This window comes from Streptomyces sp. NPDC058464 (assembly GCF_042721035.1).
Taxonomy (GTDB): Bacteria; Actinomycetota; Actinomycetes; order Streptomycetales; family Streptomycetaceae; genus Streptomyces.
The window spans coordinates 41,968-58,409 of the sequence record NZ_JBHXMA010000025.1 but is presented as its reverse complement, the minus strand read 5'-3'; the positions used below and the strand labels follow the sequence as shown (position 1 = coordinate 58,409).

Here is a 16,442-nt window from a genome sequence, read left to right as displayed (position 1 = left end):
CTCGCTTCGGTGAGAGGTTCTCAGGAGACAGACGGTAGGACATCCCTGGGGCGGAAGCACTCCTTCCGGCAGATTTCAGCTCGTATGCATCAGCGGAAATACGTCCGCTGCGATCATTGAAATGGCCCCTTGGAGCAACGGAGTTCAAGTCGATCGCGCCGTCGGTCTCGGAACGGGGTGCGACCCTGCCAGATCGAGGCACGCGAGCGCGTCCCGACCGGGCAGGGTGCCATGTGGTCCGAAAGTGGTTCTCAGTCCTCGCCGAGGTCGGGTCGGCCGTTCTCGTCCAGTTCCACGTCCTCCTTCGGGTCGTGCTCGTCGGCCGCCGGTACGGCCACCGTGGCGTGGTGCCGGGCCGGGGCAAGGGTCAGGGTCGTGGCCCGGGCGGTGCCCAGGGCCGTGGTCACGGCGGCTACGGCCAGGGCACAGGCCGCCGCGGTGCGCAGGGTGGGATTCATGCCCTGGAAACGATCTTGAGGTGGGTGCGGTCACCCTCGTAGGTCCGAACGGGCAGGCGGGGCCGCCGTACTGGCCCGCACCACCAGCCTGGTCGACAGCTCCGTCCGGGTGCCCTCCGGACGGTCCCCGTGCATCAGCCGTACCAGCAGCCGCAGCGCCGTCGCCGCCATCTCCGACAGGGGCTGGCGGATCGTGGTCAACGCGGGGGTCCCCCAGCGCGCCTCGGGCAGATCGTCGAAGCCGACCACGCTGATGTCCGACGGCACCCGCAGCCCGCGTTCGGCCAGCGCCGCGTACACCCCGAGCGCCATCCGGTCCGAGCAGACGAACACGGCGGTCGGCGGCTCCGGCAGGTCGAGCAGCTCGTGCATACGGTGCCGGGCCGTCTCCTCGTCGAAGCCCGCGTGCCGGACGTACTCGACCCGATGGCGCAGCCCCGCCGAGGCGAGCGCCGAGCGGTAGCCGGCCACCCGGGCGCCGCTGCACATCCGGCGCCGGTTGCCGGCGATCACCGCGATCCGCTCATGGCCGAGGGCCAGCAGGTGCTCGGTGGCGGTGACCCCGCCCTGCCAGTTCGCCGCCCCGACGGAGACCACGCCCGCCGGGGGCTCGTGGACCGGGTCGATCAGTACGTACGGGATGCGGTGGTGGTCCAGCCAGGCGTACTGCGCCTGGGTCAGCTCGGCCAGGTTGAACAGCACCCCGGACGAGCCGCGTGCGGTGAGCTTGTCCAGCCAGCCGCGCTCCGGGCGGCCCGCCCGGGCCCGGGCCGGCCCCGCCGACACCACGATCTCGAGACCCGCCTCGTACGCCGCCTCCTCCACCCCGTGCAGCACCGCCCCCGACCACGAGCTGTCCAGCGCCTGCACGACCAGGTCGATCAGTGCGGGTGCCTTCGTCGCGTCGAACCGCGGTCGGCGGACGTAGCCGAGTCGTTCGAGGGCCTCGGTGACCCGGCGGCGGGTCTCGGGGGCCACGTCGTCCCTGCCGTTCACCACCTTCGACGCGGTCGGTACGGAGACGCCCGCCTCGCGGGCCACCACCGCCAGCGTCGGACCGGCCGCCGCCACGCTCGTACCTCCGGCACGGACCATGGGGAACCCGCCTCTCCGGCCCGCCCTTGGGCCAACGAAAGTAACGAAAGTTGCGACCAACGCTGCTTCCGCGGTCTGTGTGCAAGCCGTGCAGTAAGCGCTTCCTACGATAGGTGCGCGTCAACTCGGCGTGAAGACCTGGGAATTCACGGGATCGGCGGGTTCCGGACTTTCGAAACTTCGAACAGAGGTGGTCGTATTAGGCGGGTGTGCAGATGACTCGGAAATCTGTGAAGTCCGCGGTGAAAGAGGCGTCGACGAGGTCTACGGCGTGGATTGCCGCCATTGCGCCGGTGAAGCGGAGGCGGGAGCCGTGGTCGTCGGACAGGCGGGTGAAGTCGAGGGGCGGGCCGATGGGGGAGCGGGCGTCGTCGGTGAGGTGCCAGAACTGGGCGTCGGCGCCGTCGACGGTGACGCCGAGGGTGAGGGGGGCGGCCGCTTCGACCTCCACCTCGGTTACGCGGTGGGTCTCGTTCTCGTCCCGTGCGGTGAGGGCGAGGACCGTTCGGCCGGCGTGCCGCCACTGCTGGCCGTGCTGTGCTTCGCCCTCCGGCTCCGACCAGGTGAGGTCCAGGGCGTAGTAGGCCGAGGTGTTGTACCAGAGGAGCAGGCCGGCCGACTGGGTGAAGGTGGTCGGGGTTGCCTGGAGGGTGACCTGGGCCTCGGTGTGGTGTTCGGTGATGCGGCGGGCCAGGAGGTGGTGGGACCAGAGGGAGTCGGGGCCGTGGTGGCCGCGGAGGCGAAGCCAGCCGGGGCGGGTGGTGGGGTCTGTCCAGGAGGGGGTGGCTGGAGAGCGGAGGGTGTAGTAGGGGGGTGCGTTGTCGGCTGCGGGGCGGTGGGGGCTGGTCGCGCAGTTCCCCGCGCCCCTTACGGGGCGCTCCAGTTCGGGTAGCTCAATCGTGAGCGCGGGACGGGTGTCCCCGTGCCCGAGTCTCGGCCAGCCCTCCGCGTCCCACGTCACCGCCTGGATCGCGGTCTCCCGGCCGAGTGGGCATCGCAAGCCCTCCGGTGTCTTGAGCGGTCGTGCTGCCAGGTGGCTCAAGTACCACTCACCCTCCGCCGTCTCCACCAACTCCGCATGCCCCGCCTTCTGCAACGGCCACTCCGGGTCTTCCCTCGCCGTCAGCAGTGGCCGTTCGTCGAGGTCGTACGGGCCGGTGAGGTCGCGGCTGCGGGCCACCCGTACCCCGTGTTCGAAGCCCGTGCCGCCCTCGGCCAGGACCAGGACGTACCAGCCGTCCCGCCTAAGCAGCTTCGGGCCCTCGATCAGCCGGTCGTGCTGGAGGAGGAGGTGGGTGGTGCCGACGGGAGTGAGCGTCTCCCGGTCCAGTTCCGTGGCGACGATGCCCGCGAAGCGCCGGCCGCCCGGGCGGTGGTCGTTCTGGAGGTTGAGGAGCCAGAGGTGGCCGTTCTCGTGGTGGAGCGCGGGGTCGAAGCCGTGGCTCGGGACGCGCCGCGGGGGACTCCAGGGGCCGGACACCTCGGTGGCCGTACTGACGTAGGTGTCGGCGTCGAAGTACGGGGTGCCGACCGAGCGGACGAGGGAGTACGTCACCCAGAAGCGTTCCCCGTCCCAGCTCAGGGACGGGGCCCAGATGCCGCCCGAGTCGGGGACGCCGGCCAGGGAGCCGCCGGGGGCCGCGCCCTCGACGTGGCCCGCGTACTCCCAGTGGGCCAGGTCGCGGGAGCGGTGGATCGGGATCGTCGGGAACCACTCGAAGGAGCTGTTGGCGACGTAGTACCAGTCGCCGGCGCGGACCAGGGAGGGGTCGGGGGCGAAGCCGCGGATCACCGGGTTGTGGAGCTCGGTCACTTCAGGGCTCCCAGGGTGACTCCGGAGCGCCAGTATCGGCGCATCGCGATCATCATGACGGCCATCGGGACGATGGAGAGCAGGGCACCGGTGAGGACCAGGGCGGTCAGGTCGACGCCGGATTCCAGGCGTTTGCCGGACCAGTTGTACAGGCCCAGGTTGAGGGTCCAGTTCTGTTCGCCGCGGAGCACGGCGAGGGGGAGGAAGAAGGCGTTCCAGGTGTTGACGAAGGCCAGCAGGAAGACCGTGGCGCCGCCGGTGGTCATCATGCGCAGGACGATGGAGAAGAAGATGCGCAGTTCGCCCGCGCCGTCGATGCGGGCGGCTTCGAGGAGCTCGTAGGGGACGGTGGCCTCGGTGTAGACCTTCGCCAGGTAGACGCTGAACGGGTTGATCAGGCAGGGGATCAGCATCGCCCAGGGGGTGTCCACCAGGCCGATCTTCGAGAAGAGGAGATAGAGGGGGAGGGTGAGCAGGGCGATCGGGACCAGGAAGGAACCGACCACGCAGGCGAAGACCAGGTCGCGGCCGGGGAACCGGAAGCGGGCCAGACCGTAGCCGGTGGCGAGGGCGATGAGCGTGCCGCCGAGGGAGCCGACTCCGGCGTAGAGGAAGGAGTTGGCGGTCCAGCGCAGGAAGATGCCGTTCTCGTAGGTGAACAGCTGGTTCAGGTTGGTCCAGAGGTGCCAGCCGGAGAACCAGAGGCCGTTGCTCTGGTAGAGGGCGGTGCGGTCCTTCGTCGCGGCGACGACCAGCCACCAGACCGGGAAGAGGCTGTACGTGCTCGCCAGGGCCAGGCCGACCAGGAGGAAACGCTGGCCGCCCCGGGAACGGGCCGCCGGATCGGGCTTGTTGATGCGGCGGACGGCGTGGGTCCTGGTGCGTTCCTCGGTGAGTGCCATCAGTCGGCCTCCTTCGCGGTCAGCCGGTAGAAGAGGAAGGAGGCGACGCCGAGGATCAGGGCCAGCAGGACCGAAAGGGCGGCCGCGTAGTGGTAGTTGCCCGCGTTGAACGCCTGGTTGTAGATCACCATGATCGGGGTGAAGCTGTCGCTCACCGTCTGGGGCGTGACGTTCCGGAACAGGGCCGGCTCGTTGAAGATCTGGAGCATCTGGATGATCGACAGCATGCCGGTGAGGACCAACGCGCCGCGCACGTAGGGGACTTTGATGCTCAGCGCGATGCGGCGCTCCGAGGCGCCGTCCAGCCGCGCCGCCTCGAAGAGTTCACGCGGGACGCCCTGCAGCGCCGAGTAGATGATCACCATGTTGTAGCCGATGCCGTGCCAGGTCAGCAGGTTGCCGATGGACGGCCACACCATCGACGGCGCGAAGAAGTTCCAGTCGAGGCCGAACACCTTGCCCAGAGGGGTGAGGGGGCCGACGTCCGGGCTGTAGAGGTTGATCCAGACGAGTGCGGCGACCACTCCCGGGATCATGTACGGGACCAGGAGCAGGATGCGGAATCGGCCCGCCGCCCGGGAGGTCAGCGTGTCCAGGAAGAGCGCGAGGAGCAGGCTGATCAGCAGCATCACGGGGATCTGGACGCAGGCGAACACGAGCACGCGCAGGACCGAGTCGAGGAACGCCGGGTCCGTCAGGCCCTGGTGGTAGTTGGCCAGGCCCGAGAACTCGTCGGTGGTGCCGCCGAGGCCGAGGCCGGAGGACCGGGAGCGGTACAGCGACTCGTAGCCGGCGTACCCGATCGGGATCAGGTAGAGGAAGACGAAGCCGAGCTGGAAGGGCACCGTGAAGGCGGCGCCCTTCCAGCGCTGGGAGCGGACCATCCGGGCGCCCGCCTCAGCCCTCGACGCTGATGCCGCGGGACTTGAGGTCGGCGACCGTCCACTGCTGCATGTGGGCGAGGAGGTCGGTGACCTTCTGCTGCTTGCTGACCACCTTCGCCCAGCCGCTCTGCAGCTCCGTGAACATGGCGGTCCAGTCGGGGCCGAAGGTCCAGTCGGTGGTGACCGTGTTCAGGCTGTCGGTGACGACCTTCTTCGCCGGGTCGTAGTTCGAGCCGAGGAGCTTCTGGGAGATCGCCTCGTCGACGTAGGCGTTGCTGTCGGCGAGGGCAGGCATCACGCCGTTGCCGGTGGTCGGGCTGGCCATCGTCTTCACCGCGCCGGAGTCGGTGGACATCCACAACGCGGCCTCGGCGGCCTGCTGTCGGTGCGCGCACTGCTTGGTGACGAGGGTGACGCTGCCGGTGAGGTTGGTGCCGGCCGGGGTCTTCGCGGCCTCGCCGGTGAAGGTCGGCCAGGGGGCGAGGGCCCACTTGCCGAAGGACTTGGTGAAGTTCTGCACCATCCCGGCCATCTGCCAGGTGGAGATCTGCCGGGTCGCGGTGCCGCCGTTGTCGTAGTTGCGCTGCACGGCCGCGTAGTCGGCGAAGGACAGCGTGGAGTCGAGGCCGTTGTCGATGATCTGCTGGATCACGTCGGCGGCCTTCAGGGTGCCCGCGTCCTGGAAGTTCACCTTCCAGGAGTCGCCGTCGATGGCGTACCAGTGGGCGCCTGCCTGCATGGCGAGCACTTCGAGGGTGCTGGGGTCCTCACCGGCGAAGTTGGTGATCTTGACGCCGTGCTTCTTGAGCGTCTTGCCCGCGGCGATGAACTCGTCCCAGGTGGTGGGGGCCTTGAGGCCGTACTTCTGGAAGACGTCCGTGCGGTAGATGGTGAAGTTCGGCGCGGAGCTGGTGGGGACGCCGTACAGCTTGCCCTGCACCTGTGCGGCCGACCAGGAACCGGAGTTGAACTTGTCCTTGGCGGACCCGACGTACGGCGTGATGTCGGCGAGGGCGCCCTGGGCGACCCAACTCGTCACGTACTCGGCGGTGTTCTGCACCAGGCACGGTGCGTTGCCGGCCTTCACCGCGTTGGTGAGCTGCTTCTGCATGGTCAGCTGGTCGGTGACCTTCGTGTACTTCAACCGGACGTCCTTGTGAGCGGCGTTGAACGCCTTCACCACGGCGTCCTGGCCGTTCGCCCAGCCCCAGAAGGGCAGGGTGACCGGGCCGGAGGCCGAATCGGAGCCGCCGGAGCCGGAGTCCGATCCGCCGCAGGCGGAGAGCAGACCTGTCAGCGCGAGGCCCGCGATCGCGGCGCGGACCAACCTGGTGGAGTTCATTGACCGTGTTCCTTCGGAGGTGGGCGCTCTCGGGGAGGAGGGCGGCGGCTCGGCAGTGCCTTAGAAACCGGTTTCCACGGGACAGTAGGACGGCTCGGCCGCTCCCAGCAAGGGGTATGAGTCGGAATCTTTCGGCGTGCGGTCGGTCGAACGGTCCGTGAGCAGCAACCGGTACGCAAGAACAACCGGTTGCCGCTGAAGGGTTTTCGAAAGTTCGTCGCGCCTCTTGACGATGCTCCCGTACGGGTTGAAGCTCCCCTCACCGCTCATAGCAACCGGTTGCCAACCGAGCCGACATCCGGTCACCTCCCTTCAGAGAGTGGGTAGTTCATGCAGACGCACGCCCGTGCCCCGGTCAGCCGGCGCCGTTTTCTCGCCCTGTCGGCGGCGGGTGCCGCGGCCGGTGCCGCGTCGCTCGGCGGCTGTGCGCTCCAGGTGTCCACCGGGGTCAGCAGCTCGGGCGAGACCGTCACCATGATGGTCAAGGCCGACGACCTCAGCCCCGACCTGGTCAAGCAGGCCAAGAAGGACACCGGCGTCACGATCGAGCGGGTGGACTACGACATCACCAAGCTGATCGCGATGCTCACCAGCGGCAGCCCGCCGGACCTGGTGCGCGGGGTGGGCGCCGTGGACGCGGCGTACTTCGCGGCCCGGGACGTGATGCAGGAGCTGGACGAGTACTTCGCCGCCAGCAGCGTCCTCCGGCTCGACGACCTGGATCCCGTCAACGACCTGTGGCGCTACGACGGCAAGGTCCAGGGCAAGGGCCCTCGTTACGGCATGGCGAAGGACTTCTCCCAGGACTCCATGTTCTGGTTCAACACCGCCGCCTTCGACAAGAGGAACGTCAGCTACCCGTCGGAGACCGAGCCCGTCACCTTCGACGCGTGGCTGGACGACGCCCGGCGGCTCGCCCAGCGGTCCAAGGGGCAGACCACCGTCTTCGGCGGCAGCTACAACGGCCTGGTCAAGCTCACCCTCATGGCGACCATGACCGCCTCCGCCGGCGGCAGCCTCTTCAGCGACGACTTCTCCAGGGTCGACTTCACCACCCCCGAGGCTCGCAAGGCGCTGGCCTGGTACATCGACTACTGCGGGTTCAGGGTCGGGCCCAGCCCGGTCCTGCCCGACCCCAACGGCTGGGACGGGCCGACCTACCAGGCCGGACGGCTGGCCATGTCGAACTCCGGCTACTGGATGGGCGGGATGATCGGCACCGACAAGAAGCTGGCCCAGGTCTCCCGGCTCGCTCCCGCCCCGGTCTTCGCGGGCGGCCCGCGCATCAGCGCCTGCCAGGGCGGCACCGGCCTGTGGATGCCGAGGAAGGCGAAGAACAAGGACGCCGCCTGGCGGGTCTTCGAGTGGTTCTTCGGCGAGGCCCCGGCCAAGGCGCGCGCTTCCAGTGGCTGGGGCATCCCCACCCTGAAGTCCCTGCGGCCGCTGATGCCGGCCAAGGAGGAGTACCAGAAACGGACCCTGCGGGCGCAGGAGAACGAGCTCAGGCACTTCTCGGTGGTCTCCCTGTCGCCGTACATCTCGGGGGACGCCTTCGAGGCGCTCTTCAACCAGGTCGCCACGCCCGCGATGAAGGGCGAGATGTCCGTCGACAGCCTCGCCGGACACCTGAACTCGACCATCAACCAGCAGCTCAAGCGCGGTAAGGAGCAGGTGGGATGACCGTCGATCAGGTCTCCTCGGTCGCGGACCGGCCGAGGTCGACCGCGGGCGCCGGCCGGGCCGGGTCCGCCGAGCGCACCGGGCCCTCGATGACGGTCCGCAGGCACCGCGCCTTCTACATGTTCACCTCCCCGTGGATCATCGGGTTCGCGCTGCTGACCATCACCCCGATGGCCTACGCGCTGTGGCTGAGTTTCACGACGTACGACGGCATCTCCCCGAACTGGCACTACGTCGGTCTCGGCAACTACCGCGAGCTGATGGGCGATTCGGCCACCTGGGACGCACTGGGCCGGGCGGGTCTGTTCGCGCTGCTCTCGGTGCCGTTGTCGATCGTCGCCGGGCTCGGGCTCGCCGTCCTGGTCAACCGCCCGGTCAGGGGACGCGGGCTGTTCCGTACCCTGCTCTATCTGCCGGCCGTGGTCCCGCCGGTCGGCGCGGGGATCGCCTTCAAGAACCTCTTCGACCAGAACTCCGGTGCCGCCAACGGGGTGCTGACCTTCTTCGGCTTCGACGCGATCGGCTGGCTGGCGGATCCGTACGCACGCTACGTGCTCGTCATGACGGTCCTCTGGGCGGCCGGCAACATCATGATCATCTCGTTGGCGGGGCTCCAGGACGTGCCCCGCGAACTCCACGAGGCGGCCCGTATCGACGGGGCGAGCGCCTGGCGGACCTTCCGCAGCATCACCGTGCCGCTGCTGTCGCCGGTGCTGCTCTTCCAGACCGTGACCGGGGTGATCGCCTCGGTGCAGACCATCATGCCGATGCTGCTGGCCCCGCTCTCCACCACGGGTGGCCTGACCACGATCCCGCAGTCCAACTACACATACATGATCCACGTGTTCTCCGAGTACTTCGCGCTCGGCCGCTACGGATACGCCTCCGCACTGCTGTGGGTGCTCTTCGTCCTGATCCTCATCGCGACCGGACTCATCTTCAGGTTCACCTCCGGTGTGGTGTTCTACAACGTCGACCCGGAGGCGAAGAAGTGACCGCCACCAGCGTGAACCCCAAGTCCCCGGCCCGCGTGCGGATACGCGCCAACCGGCTCGTCCTGTACACGGTCCTCGTCGTCGTCACCGGCCTGTTCCTCGGCCCGTTCGGCTGGCTGGTCCTCACCGGCCTCAAGGCCCCCGCCGAACTGGCCGCCGCCCCCGTGCACTGGCTGCCCACCCACTTCCAGTGGCACAACTTCGCCGACGCCTACCGGCTCATCGACTTCCTCGGCTACGCCCGCAACTCCCTGATCATCGCCACCGTCTACGCGACCCTCGTCACCCTCAGCTCCGCCTGGGTCGGCTTCGGCTTCGCCCGGCTCACCGCACCCGGCAAGAAGACCCTGTTCGGCATCCTCATCGGCTCGATGATGCTGCCCCAGATGATCACCCTGCTGCCGACCTACCTGATCTTCGCCAAGCTCGGCATGGTCGACACCTACTGGCCCTGGGTGCTGTGGGGCCTGTCCTCCGCCCCCTACCTGGTCTTCCTCTTCCGGCAGTTCTTCGCCGGACTGCCCCGCGAACTGGAGGAGGCGGCCATCGTCGACGGCTGCGGTTACGCCGGGATGTTCTGGCGGATCTTCCTGCCGCAGTCCTGGCCGGTGCTCTCCGCGAGCTTCGTCATCGCCTTCACCTGGACCTGGGGTGACTACATCGCGCCGCAGCTCCTGCTGTCCACCGACCGCTCCACCCTCGCCGTCGCCGTGATGACCACCTACGTCTCCTCGGCCGGCACCCCCATCACCAACCTCCAGGCCGCCGCCTCCGTGATGTACGTCGTCCCCATCCTGCTGGTCTTCCTGGTCGCCCAGCGCGGCTTCGTGGCTGGCCTGTCGACGTCCGGCCTCAAGTAGCCCGCCCCGCACACCCGTTGCAAGGAGTCACGCATGACCGCGCCCTTCTCCCGCCGCACCGCCCTGCAGGCCGCGGGAGCCACCGTGCTCGCCGCCGGCCTCTCGGGCGGGCTGACCGCCACCGCCGCCCACGCCGACGACGGCGACGGGTCCCGTCCGAAGCTGGTCACCTACCCCCGCCCGTCGGCCGTACCGACCAACACCAGCTTCCAGGTCCGGGTCCGCACCGCCCCCGACGGCGACTGGCAGACCCTCGACATCTACCGGCCGCAGCTGGAGGAGATCAACGCCACCACCGGCTCCGGCAAGGTCTACAACTCCTCGATGGTGTACTTCGACTTCCAGTGCTCCGTCGAAGTCGAGGTGACCTACCTCAAGGGCGGCACCACCAAGGCCCGGGTGAGACCCGACTCGTACGGCATCACGCCCGAACTCCTCGGCGACACGCTGCGGTTCACCCTCGACGAGCCCAAGGACCTGGTCGTCCAGATCAACGACGAGATCTTCGACTGCCTGCACGTCATCACCAACCGGATCGAGCACCGCACCCCGGCCGCCGACGACCCGGACGTCATCTACTTCGGCCCCGGCGTGCAGACCGTCACCGGCGGCGTCCTCACCGTCCCCAGCGGCAAGACCGTCTACCTCGCCGGCGGCGCCGTCCTCAAGGCCACCGTCTACTTCAAGGACGTCGAGAAGGCCGCCCTCCGCGGGCACGGCATGATCTGGGCGAGCTCAGGACAGGGCGTGCTCTGCGAGGGCAGCAGGAACATCCGGGTCGAGGACGTCATCATCATGAACCCCGGCAACTACATCGCCACCCTCGGCGAGGCCCAGAACGTGCACATCAAGAAGGTCCGCGGCTTCAGCTCCAAGGGCAACGGCGACGGCATCGACATCTTCTCCTCCAGCGACGTCATCGTCGACGGCTGCTTCCTGCGCAACTCCGACGACTGCATCGCCATCTACGCCCACCGCTGGGACTACTACGGCGACACCCGGAACATCACCGTGCAGAACTGCTCCCTGTGGGCCGACGTCGCCCACCCGATCAACATCGGCACGCACGGCAACAGCGACGCCCCGGAGACCATAGAGAACCTGGTCATCCGCAACATCGACATCCTCGACCACCGCGAACCCCAGATGAACTACCAGGGCTGCATCGCCCTCAACCCCGGCGACTCCAACCTGATCAGGAACGTCCGCATCGAGGACGTACGGATCGAGGACTTCCGCTGGGGCCAGGTCATCTACATGAAGGTCATGTACAACACGAAGTACAACACCTCGGTCGGCCGCGGCATCGACGGCGTCTACGTCAAGAACCTCAGCTACACGGGCACACACGCCAACCCGTCGCTCTTCCTCGGCTACGACGCGGACCACGCCATCACCAACGTCACCTTCGAGAACCTGGTGATCAACGGCGTCGTCATCGCCGACTCCATGAAGAAGCCGAGCTGGTACTACACCACGGACGAGATCCAGTGGTTCTCCAACGAGCACGTCACCAACCTGAAGTTCCTCACCACCGCCGAGGCCGAGGCGGCCGCCGCGTCATGACGATCCCCGCACCTGGCTCCGCCGGAAGCGCGGGGAGGGGCCGTGGGGCTGCTGCGGCTCCGTCGTGGCTGGTCGCGCAGTTTCTCGCGCCCCTTCGGGGCGCTACCGCTGCCGAACCGCAGCCAACTGCAGCGGGTCCTGTCAGCCGCCGGGGATTCCTCGGCGGCTCCGCGGCCCTGCTGCTGGCGACGGGCGCGAGCGGACTGCTCGTGCCCGGCCGGGCGGCGGCCCAGGAACAGGCTCAGGATCAGGCCGGGATGGCCTTCTCCCACCCCGGTCTGCTGCACTCCGCCGACGACCTCGCCCGGATGAAGGCAGCGGTCGCCGCCAGGCAATCCCCGGTCTACGACGGCTACCTGGCGCTCGCGGCCCACGCCCGTTCCTCCGCGACCTACGCCGTGCAGAACACGGGCCAGATCACCACCTGGGGTCGCGGCCCCGCCAACTACCAGAACCAGGCCGTCGCCGACTCGGCCGCCGCCTACCAGAACGCCCTCGTCTGGTCCGTCACCGGCGACACGGCGCACGCCGACAAGGCCCGCGACATCCTCAACGCCTGGTCCGCCTCGCTCACCGCCGTCACCGGAGCCGACGGCCCGCTCGGCGCCGGGCTCCAGGCCTTCAAGTTCGCCAACGCGGCCGAACTCCTGCGCCACACCGGCTACGACGGCTGGAGCGAGGCCGACATCGCGCGCTGCGAGGAGTCCTTCCTGCGCGTCTGGTATCCGGCCCTGTCCTGCTACACGCTCTACGCCAACGGCAACTGGGACCTGACGTCCCTTCAGTCCCTGCTGGCCATCGGCGTGTTCTGCGAGCAGCCCACCCTTTTCCACGACGCGCTGCGCTTCGCCGCGGCCGGCGCGGGCAACGGCAGCGTCCTGCACCGCATCGTCACCGACGCGGGCCAGGGTCAGGAGAGCGGCCGGGACCAGGGCCACGAACAGCTCGCGGTCGGCCTGCTCGCCGACGCCGCCCAGGTCGCCTGGAACCAGGGCGTCGACCTCTGGGGCTTCGACGGCAACCGCATCCTCGCCAACGTCGAGTACGCCGCCCGCTACAACCTCGGCGGCGACGTCCCCTTCGTCCCCGACCTCGACCGCACCGGCAAGTACCTCAAGCTCGCCGTCTCGGCCACCTCGCGCGGCACCCTGCCGCCGATCTACGAGATGGCGTACGCCCACTACGCGGGCGTACGCGGCCTCGACACCCCTTACACGAAGAACGCCGTCTTCCGCGGCACCGGCGGCGCCCGCGTCGTCGAGGGCAGCAACGACGACCTGCCCAGCTGGGGCACCTTCACCTACGCCGGCGCGACGGCGACCGCCCCGAGCGTGCCGACGCCACCGGCCGGTGTCACGGCGGTGGGGGAGGACCGGTCCGTCACCGTGACCTGGCTGCCGTCGACCTGGGCCGACTCCTACACGGTCCTGCGGGCGAGCGCCGCTGACGGCCGGTACGAGGAGATCGCGTCCGGGGTCGGCGAGCCGACGTACACCGACCTGCGCGTGCATGCCGGACGGACGTACTACTACACCGTCGCCGCCACCAACTCACTCGGCGAGAGCGGGAGTTCGACATGGGCGGCGGCCTCCGCCGGACTCCCCGGGCCCTGGACTGCGCAGGACGTCGGGCAGGTGAGGATCCCCGGCTCCGCGGCCTTCGACGGCGAGCGCTTCGTGCTGGAGGCGAGCGGCACCGACGACACCTACCGCCTCGTCCACCTGCCGCTGCGCGGCGACGGCGCGGTCACCGCGCGGATCGTGTGGCCGCTCAGCTCGCAGTACTCGAAGATCGGTGTGACGGTCCGGGCCTCGCTCGACGCGGACGCGGCGCATGCCTCCATGCTGATCCAGGGGCTGCCGCTGCACACCTGGAGCGGGGTGTGGACGGTCAGGCCCGTGGCCGGTGCGGAGGTCTCCGCGACCGGTAGTACGCCCGTGCCGCCCTCCCAGCAGCAGGCGATCACGGTCAACGCGGCCTTCCCGCTCTCCAACCTGGGCACGCTGCCCGAGTCGGCGACACCCCTGGAGGCGCCCTACGTCGAAGGCGCGGGCGACGGCTACCGGCTGCGGGCGCCCTACTGGGTGCGCGTGACCCGCAAGGGCGCGCGGTGCACGGGCGCCATCTCGCCGGACGGCGTCCACTGGACCGAAGTCGGCGCCGCCGAGGTCGAGTTGGGACGCACCGCGTACGCGGGTCTCGCGCTCACCGCCTGCCTCGGCGTCGACGAGGACTATGCGGAGACCGGTACCGGCGCTTTCGACAACGTCAGCGTGGTCTCCTCGTCAGGTGCGGTGTGGTGCGTGCCGCGTCCCGCCCGTGCCGTCACCGACCTGCGGGCCGTCACCGGCGCCGACGCCGTCGAGCTCGCCTGGAGCGACCCGGACCTGTCCGCCCGGTACTCCGTGCTGCGCGCCACCCGCGCCGAGGGGCCGTACCAGACCCTCGCCACCGGCGTCGGCCCGGTCGGCTTCGGCACCCGCGTCCGGCACGCCGACGCGACCGGGGCGCCGGGAACGACGTACCACTACACGGTGGTGAAGACCAACGCCGGTGGCCGCGGGCCGCGTTCGGCGCCGGCGCAGGCCGCGATGCCCACCCCGTCCGTGCCCCGACTGACCTCGGCCAGCACCGCGTTCGCCAACCAGGGCGAAGGTTTCCGGCATCTGCTGCGGGCCGCGCACGAGCCCGTGCTGTTCACGGCGGACGGGTTGCCGGACGGGCTCCGGCTCGACCGGCGCACCGGTCTGGTCTCCGGAACCCCCACCGCGACAGGCGAGTTCACGGTCACGACCACCGCGGCCAACGCCTCCGGGGCCACGACCGGCACCCTCGCACTCACGGTCGGCACTGCGCCGCCCGATCCGTGGACGTACGGGGACCTCGGCGACACCGTGCTCGACGACCGCGCCCTCGGGACTCTGGGCGTGGTCGCGATCACCACGCCGGGCAGCACGTCGTACGCCGACGGCACCTTCACCGTGCGGGGCGCGGGCGTCGACCTGAACGCCAACGGCCAAGGGATGACGGGGCAGTTCGTACGGCAGTCCATCAGCGGCGACTGCGAGATCGTCGCCCGGCTCGTCTCCCGTACCGGCGTGAGCGCCGACCGGGTGGGGCTGCTGATGGCGAAGTCGCTGTCGCCGTTCGACCAGGCCGCCGGAGTCGTCGTGACCGGCGGGAGCACCGCGCAGCTCATGCTCCGCAGGACCGTGGCCGGAGCCTCCGCCTTCACCGGCGGCGCGGCCGTCACCCTGCCCGCCCTGCTGCGGCTGAAGCGCGTCGGGACCGCCTTCGCCGCAGCCCTGTCCACCGATGACGGCGTCACCTGGACCCCCCTCGCCGACGGAGAGATCCCGGCCTTCGGTGACGCCCCCTACCACGTGGGCCTCGTGGTCTGCTCGCGCAGCCAACCGGTCCGCTGCACCACCGAGTTCGACGAGGTGAGCATCACGCCCACCTGAGCCAGACGGATTGGAGATGCACAGCGATGAGCCGCACTTCCCCCCACGAGCATTTCCGCAGAACAGAGTTGAGCCGCCGCGGTCTGCTGAGGACCGCCGGCGGCCTCACCGCCGCCCTCGCCCTCGGCGGCGCCACCGTCGCCACGACCGCGCACGCGGCCCCGACCACGTTCACCCACCCCGGCATGCTCCACAACGCCGGTGACATCAACCGGGCCAAGGTCAGGGTCGCGGCGGGAACCGACCCCTGGCTGTCCGGCTGGAACAAGCTGACCGCCAACTCCCACTCCCAGTCGACCTGGACCAACCGGGCGACCGCCACGATCATCCGCGGCGGCGACGGGCAGAACTACAGCCTGCTCTACGGCGACATCGCCGCCGCCTACCAGAACGCCCTGCGCTGGCAGGTCGGCGGCACCGAGGCCAACGCGGTCTGCGCCGCGAACATCCTCAACGCCTGGTCGACCACACTGACGACGGTCACCGGGAACGCCGACCGGTTCCTCGCGGCCGGCCTCTACGGCTGGCAGTTCGCCAACGCCTGCGAGCTGATGCGCGACTACGACGGCTTCGACCTCGCCGCCGCCCAGGAGATGCTGGCCAACGTCTTCTACCCGCTCAACAACAGCTTCCTGACCAACCACAACGACGCCTGCATCACCAACTACTGGGCCAACTGGGACCTGTGCAACATGGCCTCCGTCCTGGCCATCGGCATCCTCAACGAGGACAGCGCCAAGTACGACCAGGCCGTCACCTACTTCAAGTCGGGTGCGGGCAACGGCTCCATCGAGCACGCGGTCCCGTACCTGTACACCGACTCCGACGGCTACGCGCTGGGGCAGTGGCAGGAGTCCGGCCGCGACCAGGGCCACACCGTCATGGGCATGGGCCAGATGGGCGCAGTCTGCGAGATGGCCTGGAACCAGGGCGACGACCTGTACTCCTACGACGACAAGAGGTTCATGAAGGCCGCCCAGTACGTCGCCAAGTACAACATCGGCGACGACGTCCCCTTCACCACCTACACCTGGGGCACCGGGCAGAGCTGCGCCCAGTCGTCCCAGACCGTCGTCTCCGCCAGCTCCCGGGGCCAGGTCCGCCCGGTGTGGGCGATGCTCCACTTCCACTACAACCGGCGCCTGTACCTCGACGACAAGTACATCTCCGCCATGTACTACGACCTGGTCGCCCCCGAGGGCGGGGGAGGTGACTACGGCTCCGACAGCGGCGGCTACGACCAGCTCGGCTTCGGCACCCTGATGTACGCCAAGTAGCCGCGCGTATCCGCCCACGTGTCCGCCCGACCGCCGTGTGTGCCGGAATACCCGGAGCAGATGTGGTGCTCTTGTCGTACCGGCGTACTGGCACACGCGGCGGGAG

Annotated in this window: 12 protein-coding genes; 6 read left to right on the top strand and 6 right to left on the bottom strand. The window is 69.3% G+C overall.

Annotated elements, in window-relative coordinates; translation table 11 throughout:
• Positions 1-251: 251 nt before the first annotated feature.
• From ACFWPQ_RS29945 to ACFWPQ_RS29920, 6 genes are all read right to left on the bottom strand, one after another.
• Positions 252-458: a hypothetical protein gene (locus ACFWPQ_RS29945; protein WP_384041401.1), complete on the bottom strand. Its 207-nt coding sequence runs from the start codon at positions 456-458 to the stop codon at positions 252-254.
• Positions 459-488: 30 nt separating this feature from the next.
• Entirely contained in the window at positions 489-1,553 is a 1,065-nt protein-coding gene (locus tag ACFWPQ_RS29940; RefSeq protein ID WP_384041398.1) for a LacI family DNA-binding transcriptional regulator, read from the bottom strand.
• 199 nt (positions 1,554-1,752) lie between these two features.
• The gene (locus ACFWPQ_RS29935) at positions 1,753-3,366 is read right to left on the bottom strand and encodes a family 43 glycosylhydrolase (RefSeq protein WP_384041395.1); all 1,614 of its coding nucleotides are present in this window, start codon (positions 3,364-3,366) and stop codon (positions 1,753-1,755) included.
• Positions 3,363-4,268 carry a carbohydrate ABC transporter permease gene (locus tag ACFWPQ_RS29930; protein WP_384041392.1) on the bottom strand — a complete coding sequence of 302 codons (906 nt, stop codon included), beginning with the start codon at positions 4,266-4,268 and terminating at the stop codon, positions 3,363-3,365. Before ACFWPQ_RS29930 ends, ACFWPQ_RS29935 begins: the two co-directional genes overlap by 4 nt.
• Positions 4,268-5,152, bottom strand: a complete 885-nt coding sequence (locus ACFWPQ_RS29925) for a carbohydrate ABC transporter permease (RefSeq protein WP_384041389.1) — start codon at positions 5,150-5,152, stop codon at positions 4,268-4,270. Before ACFWPQ_RS29925 ends, ACFWPQ_RS29930 begins: the two co-directional genes overlap by 1 nt.
• A gap of 13 nt (positions 5,153-5,165) precedes the next feature.
• Positions 5,166-6,494, bottom strand: a complete 1,329-nt coding sequence (locus ACFWPQ_RS29920) for an ABC transporter substrate-binding protein (protein ID WP_384041386.1) — start codon at positions 6,492-6,494, stop codon at positions 5,166-5,168.
• Between the two features lie 330 nt (positions 6,495-6,824).
• Here ACFWPQ_RS29920 and ACFWPQ_RS29915 point away from each other — a divergent pair, with 330 nt between their 5' ends.
• From ACFWPQ_RS29915 to ACFWPQ_RS29890, 6 genes are all read left to right on the top strand, one after another.
• Positions 6,825-8,174 carry an extracellular solute-binding protein gene (locus ACFWPQ_RS29915; RefSeq protein ID WP_384041383.1) on the top strand — a complete coding sequence of 450 codons (1,350 nt, stop codon included), beginning with the start codon at positions 6,825-6,827 and terminating at the stop codon, positions 8,172-8,174.
• Positions 8,171-9,169, top strand: coding sequence for a carbohydrate ABC transporter permease (locus ACFWPQ_RS29910; RefSeq protein ID WP_384041380.1), 999 nt, complete (start codon positions 8,171-8,173; stop codon positions 9,167-9,169). Before ACFWPQ_RS29915 ends, ACFWPQ_RS29910 begins: the two co-directional genes overlap by 4 nt.
• The gene (locus ACFWPQ_RS29905; protein WP_384041377.1) at positions 9,166-10,029 is read left to right on the top strand and encodes a carbohydrate ABC transporter permease; all 864 of its coding nucleotides are present in this window, start codon (positions 9,166-9,168) and stop codon (positions 10,027-10,029) included. Before ACFWPQ_RS29910 ends, ACFWPQ_RS29905 begins: the two co-directional genes overlap by 4 nt.
• Positions 10,030-10,062: 33 nt before the next feature.
• Positions 10,063-11,595: a glycosyl hydrolase family 28 protein gene (locus ACFWPQ_RS29900; RefSeq protein WP_384041374.1), complete on the top strand. Its 1,533-nt coding sequence runs from the start codon at positions 10,063-10,065 to the stop codon at positions 11,593-11,595.
• A gap of 257 nt (positions 11,596-11,852) precedes the next feature.
• Complete coding sequence (locus ACFWPQ_RS29895; RefSeq protein WP_384041371.1) at positions 11,853-15,059, top strand: alginate lyase family protein; 3,207 nt, start codon at positions 11,853-11,855, stop codon at positions 15,057-15,059.
• Between the two features lie 26 nt (positions 15,060-15,085).
• Positions 15,086-16,336: an alginate lyase family protein gene (locus ACFWPQ_RS29890; RefSeq protein ID WP_384041368.1), complete on the top strand. Its 1,251-nt coding sequence runs from the start codon at positions 15,086-15,088 to the stop codon at positions 16,334-16,336.
• The last annotated feature ends 106 nt before the right edge of the window (positions 16,337-16,442 follow it).

Bases quoted from the DNA above. Each gene is read 5' to 3' on its own strand.
- ACFWPQ_RS29945 (WP_384041401.1), bottom strand. From the start codon at position 458: ATGAATCCCACCCTGCGCACCGCGGCGGCCTGTGCCCTGGCCGTAGCC.
- ACFWPQ_RS29940 (WP_384041398.1), bottom strand. From the start codon at position 1,553: ATGGTCCGTGCCGGAGGTACGAGCGTGGCGGCGGCCGGTCCGACGCTG.
- ACFWPQ_RS29930 (WP_384041392.1), bottom strand. From the start codon at position 4,268: ATGGCACTCACCGAGGAACGCACCAGGACCCACGCCGTCCGCCGCATC.
- ACFWPQ_RS29925 (WP_384041389.1), bottom strand. From the start codon at position 5,152: ATGGTCCGCTCCCAGCGCTGGAAGGGCGCCGCCTTCACGGTGCCCTTC.
- ACFWPQ_RS29920 (WP_384041386.1), bottom strand. From the start codon at position 6,494: ATGAACTCCACCAGGTTGGTCCGCGCCGCGATCGCGGGCCTCGCGCTG.
- ACFWPQ_RS29915 (WP_384041383.1), top strand. From the start codon at position 6,825: ATGCAGACGCACGCCCGTGCCCCGGTCAGCCGGCGCCGTTTTCTCGCC.
- ACFWPQ_RS29910 (WP_384041380.1), top strand. From the start codon at position 8,171: ATGACCGTCGATCAGGTCTCCTCGGTCGCGGACCGGCCGAGGTCGACC.
- ACFWPQ_RS29900 (WP_384041374.1), top strand. From the start codon at position 10,063: ATGACCGCGCCCTTCTCCCGCCGCACCGCCCTGCAGGCCGCGGGAGCC.
- ACFWPQ_RS29895 (WP_384041371.1), top strand. From the start codon at position 11,853: ATGGCCTTCTCCCACCCCGGTCTGCTGCACTCCGCCGACGACCTCGCC.
- ACFWPQ_RS29890 (WP_384041368.1), top strand. From the start codon at position 15,086: ATGAGCCGCACTTCCCCCCACGAGCATTTCCGCAGAACAGAGTTGAGC.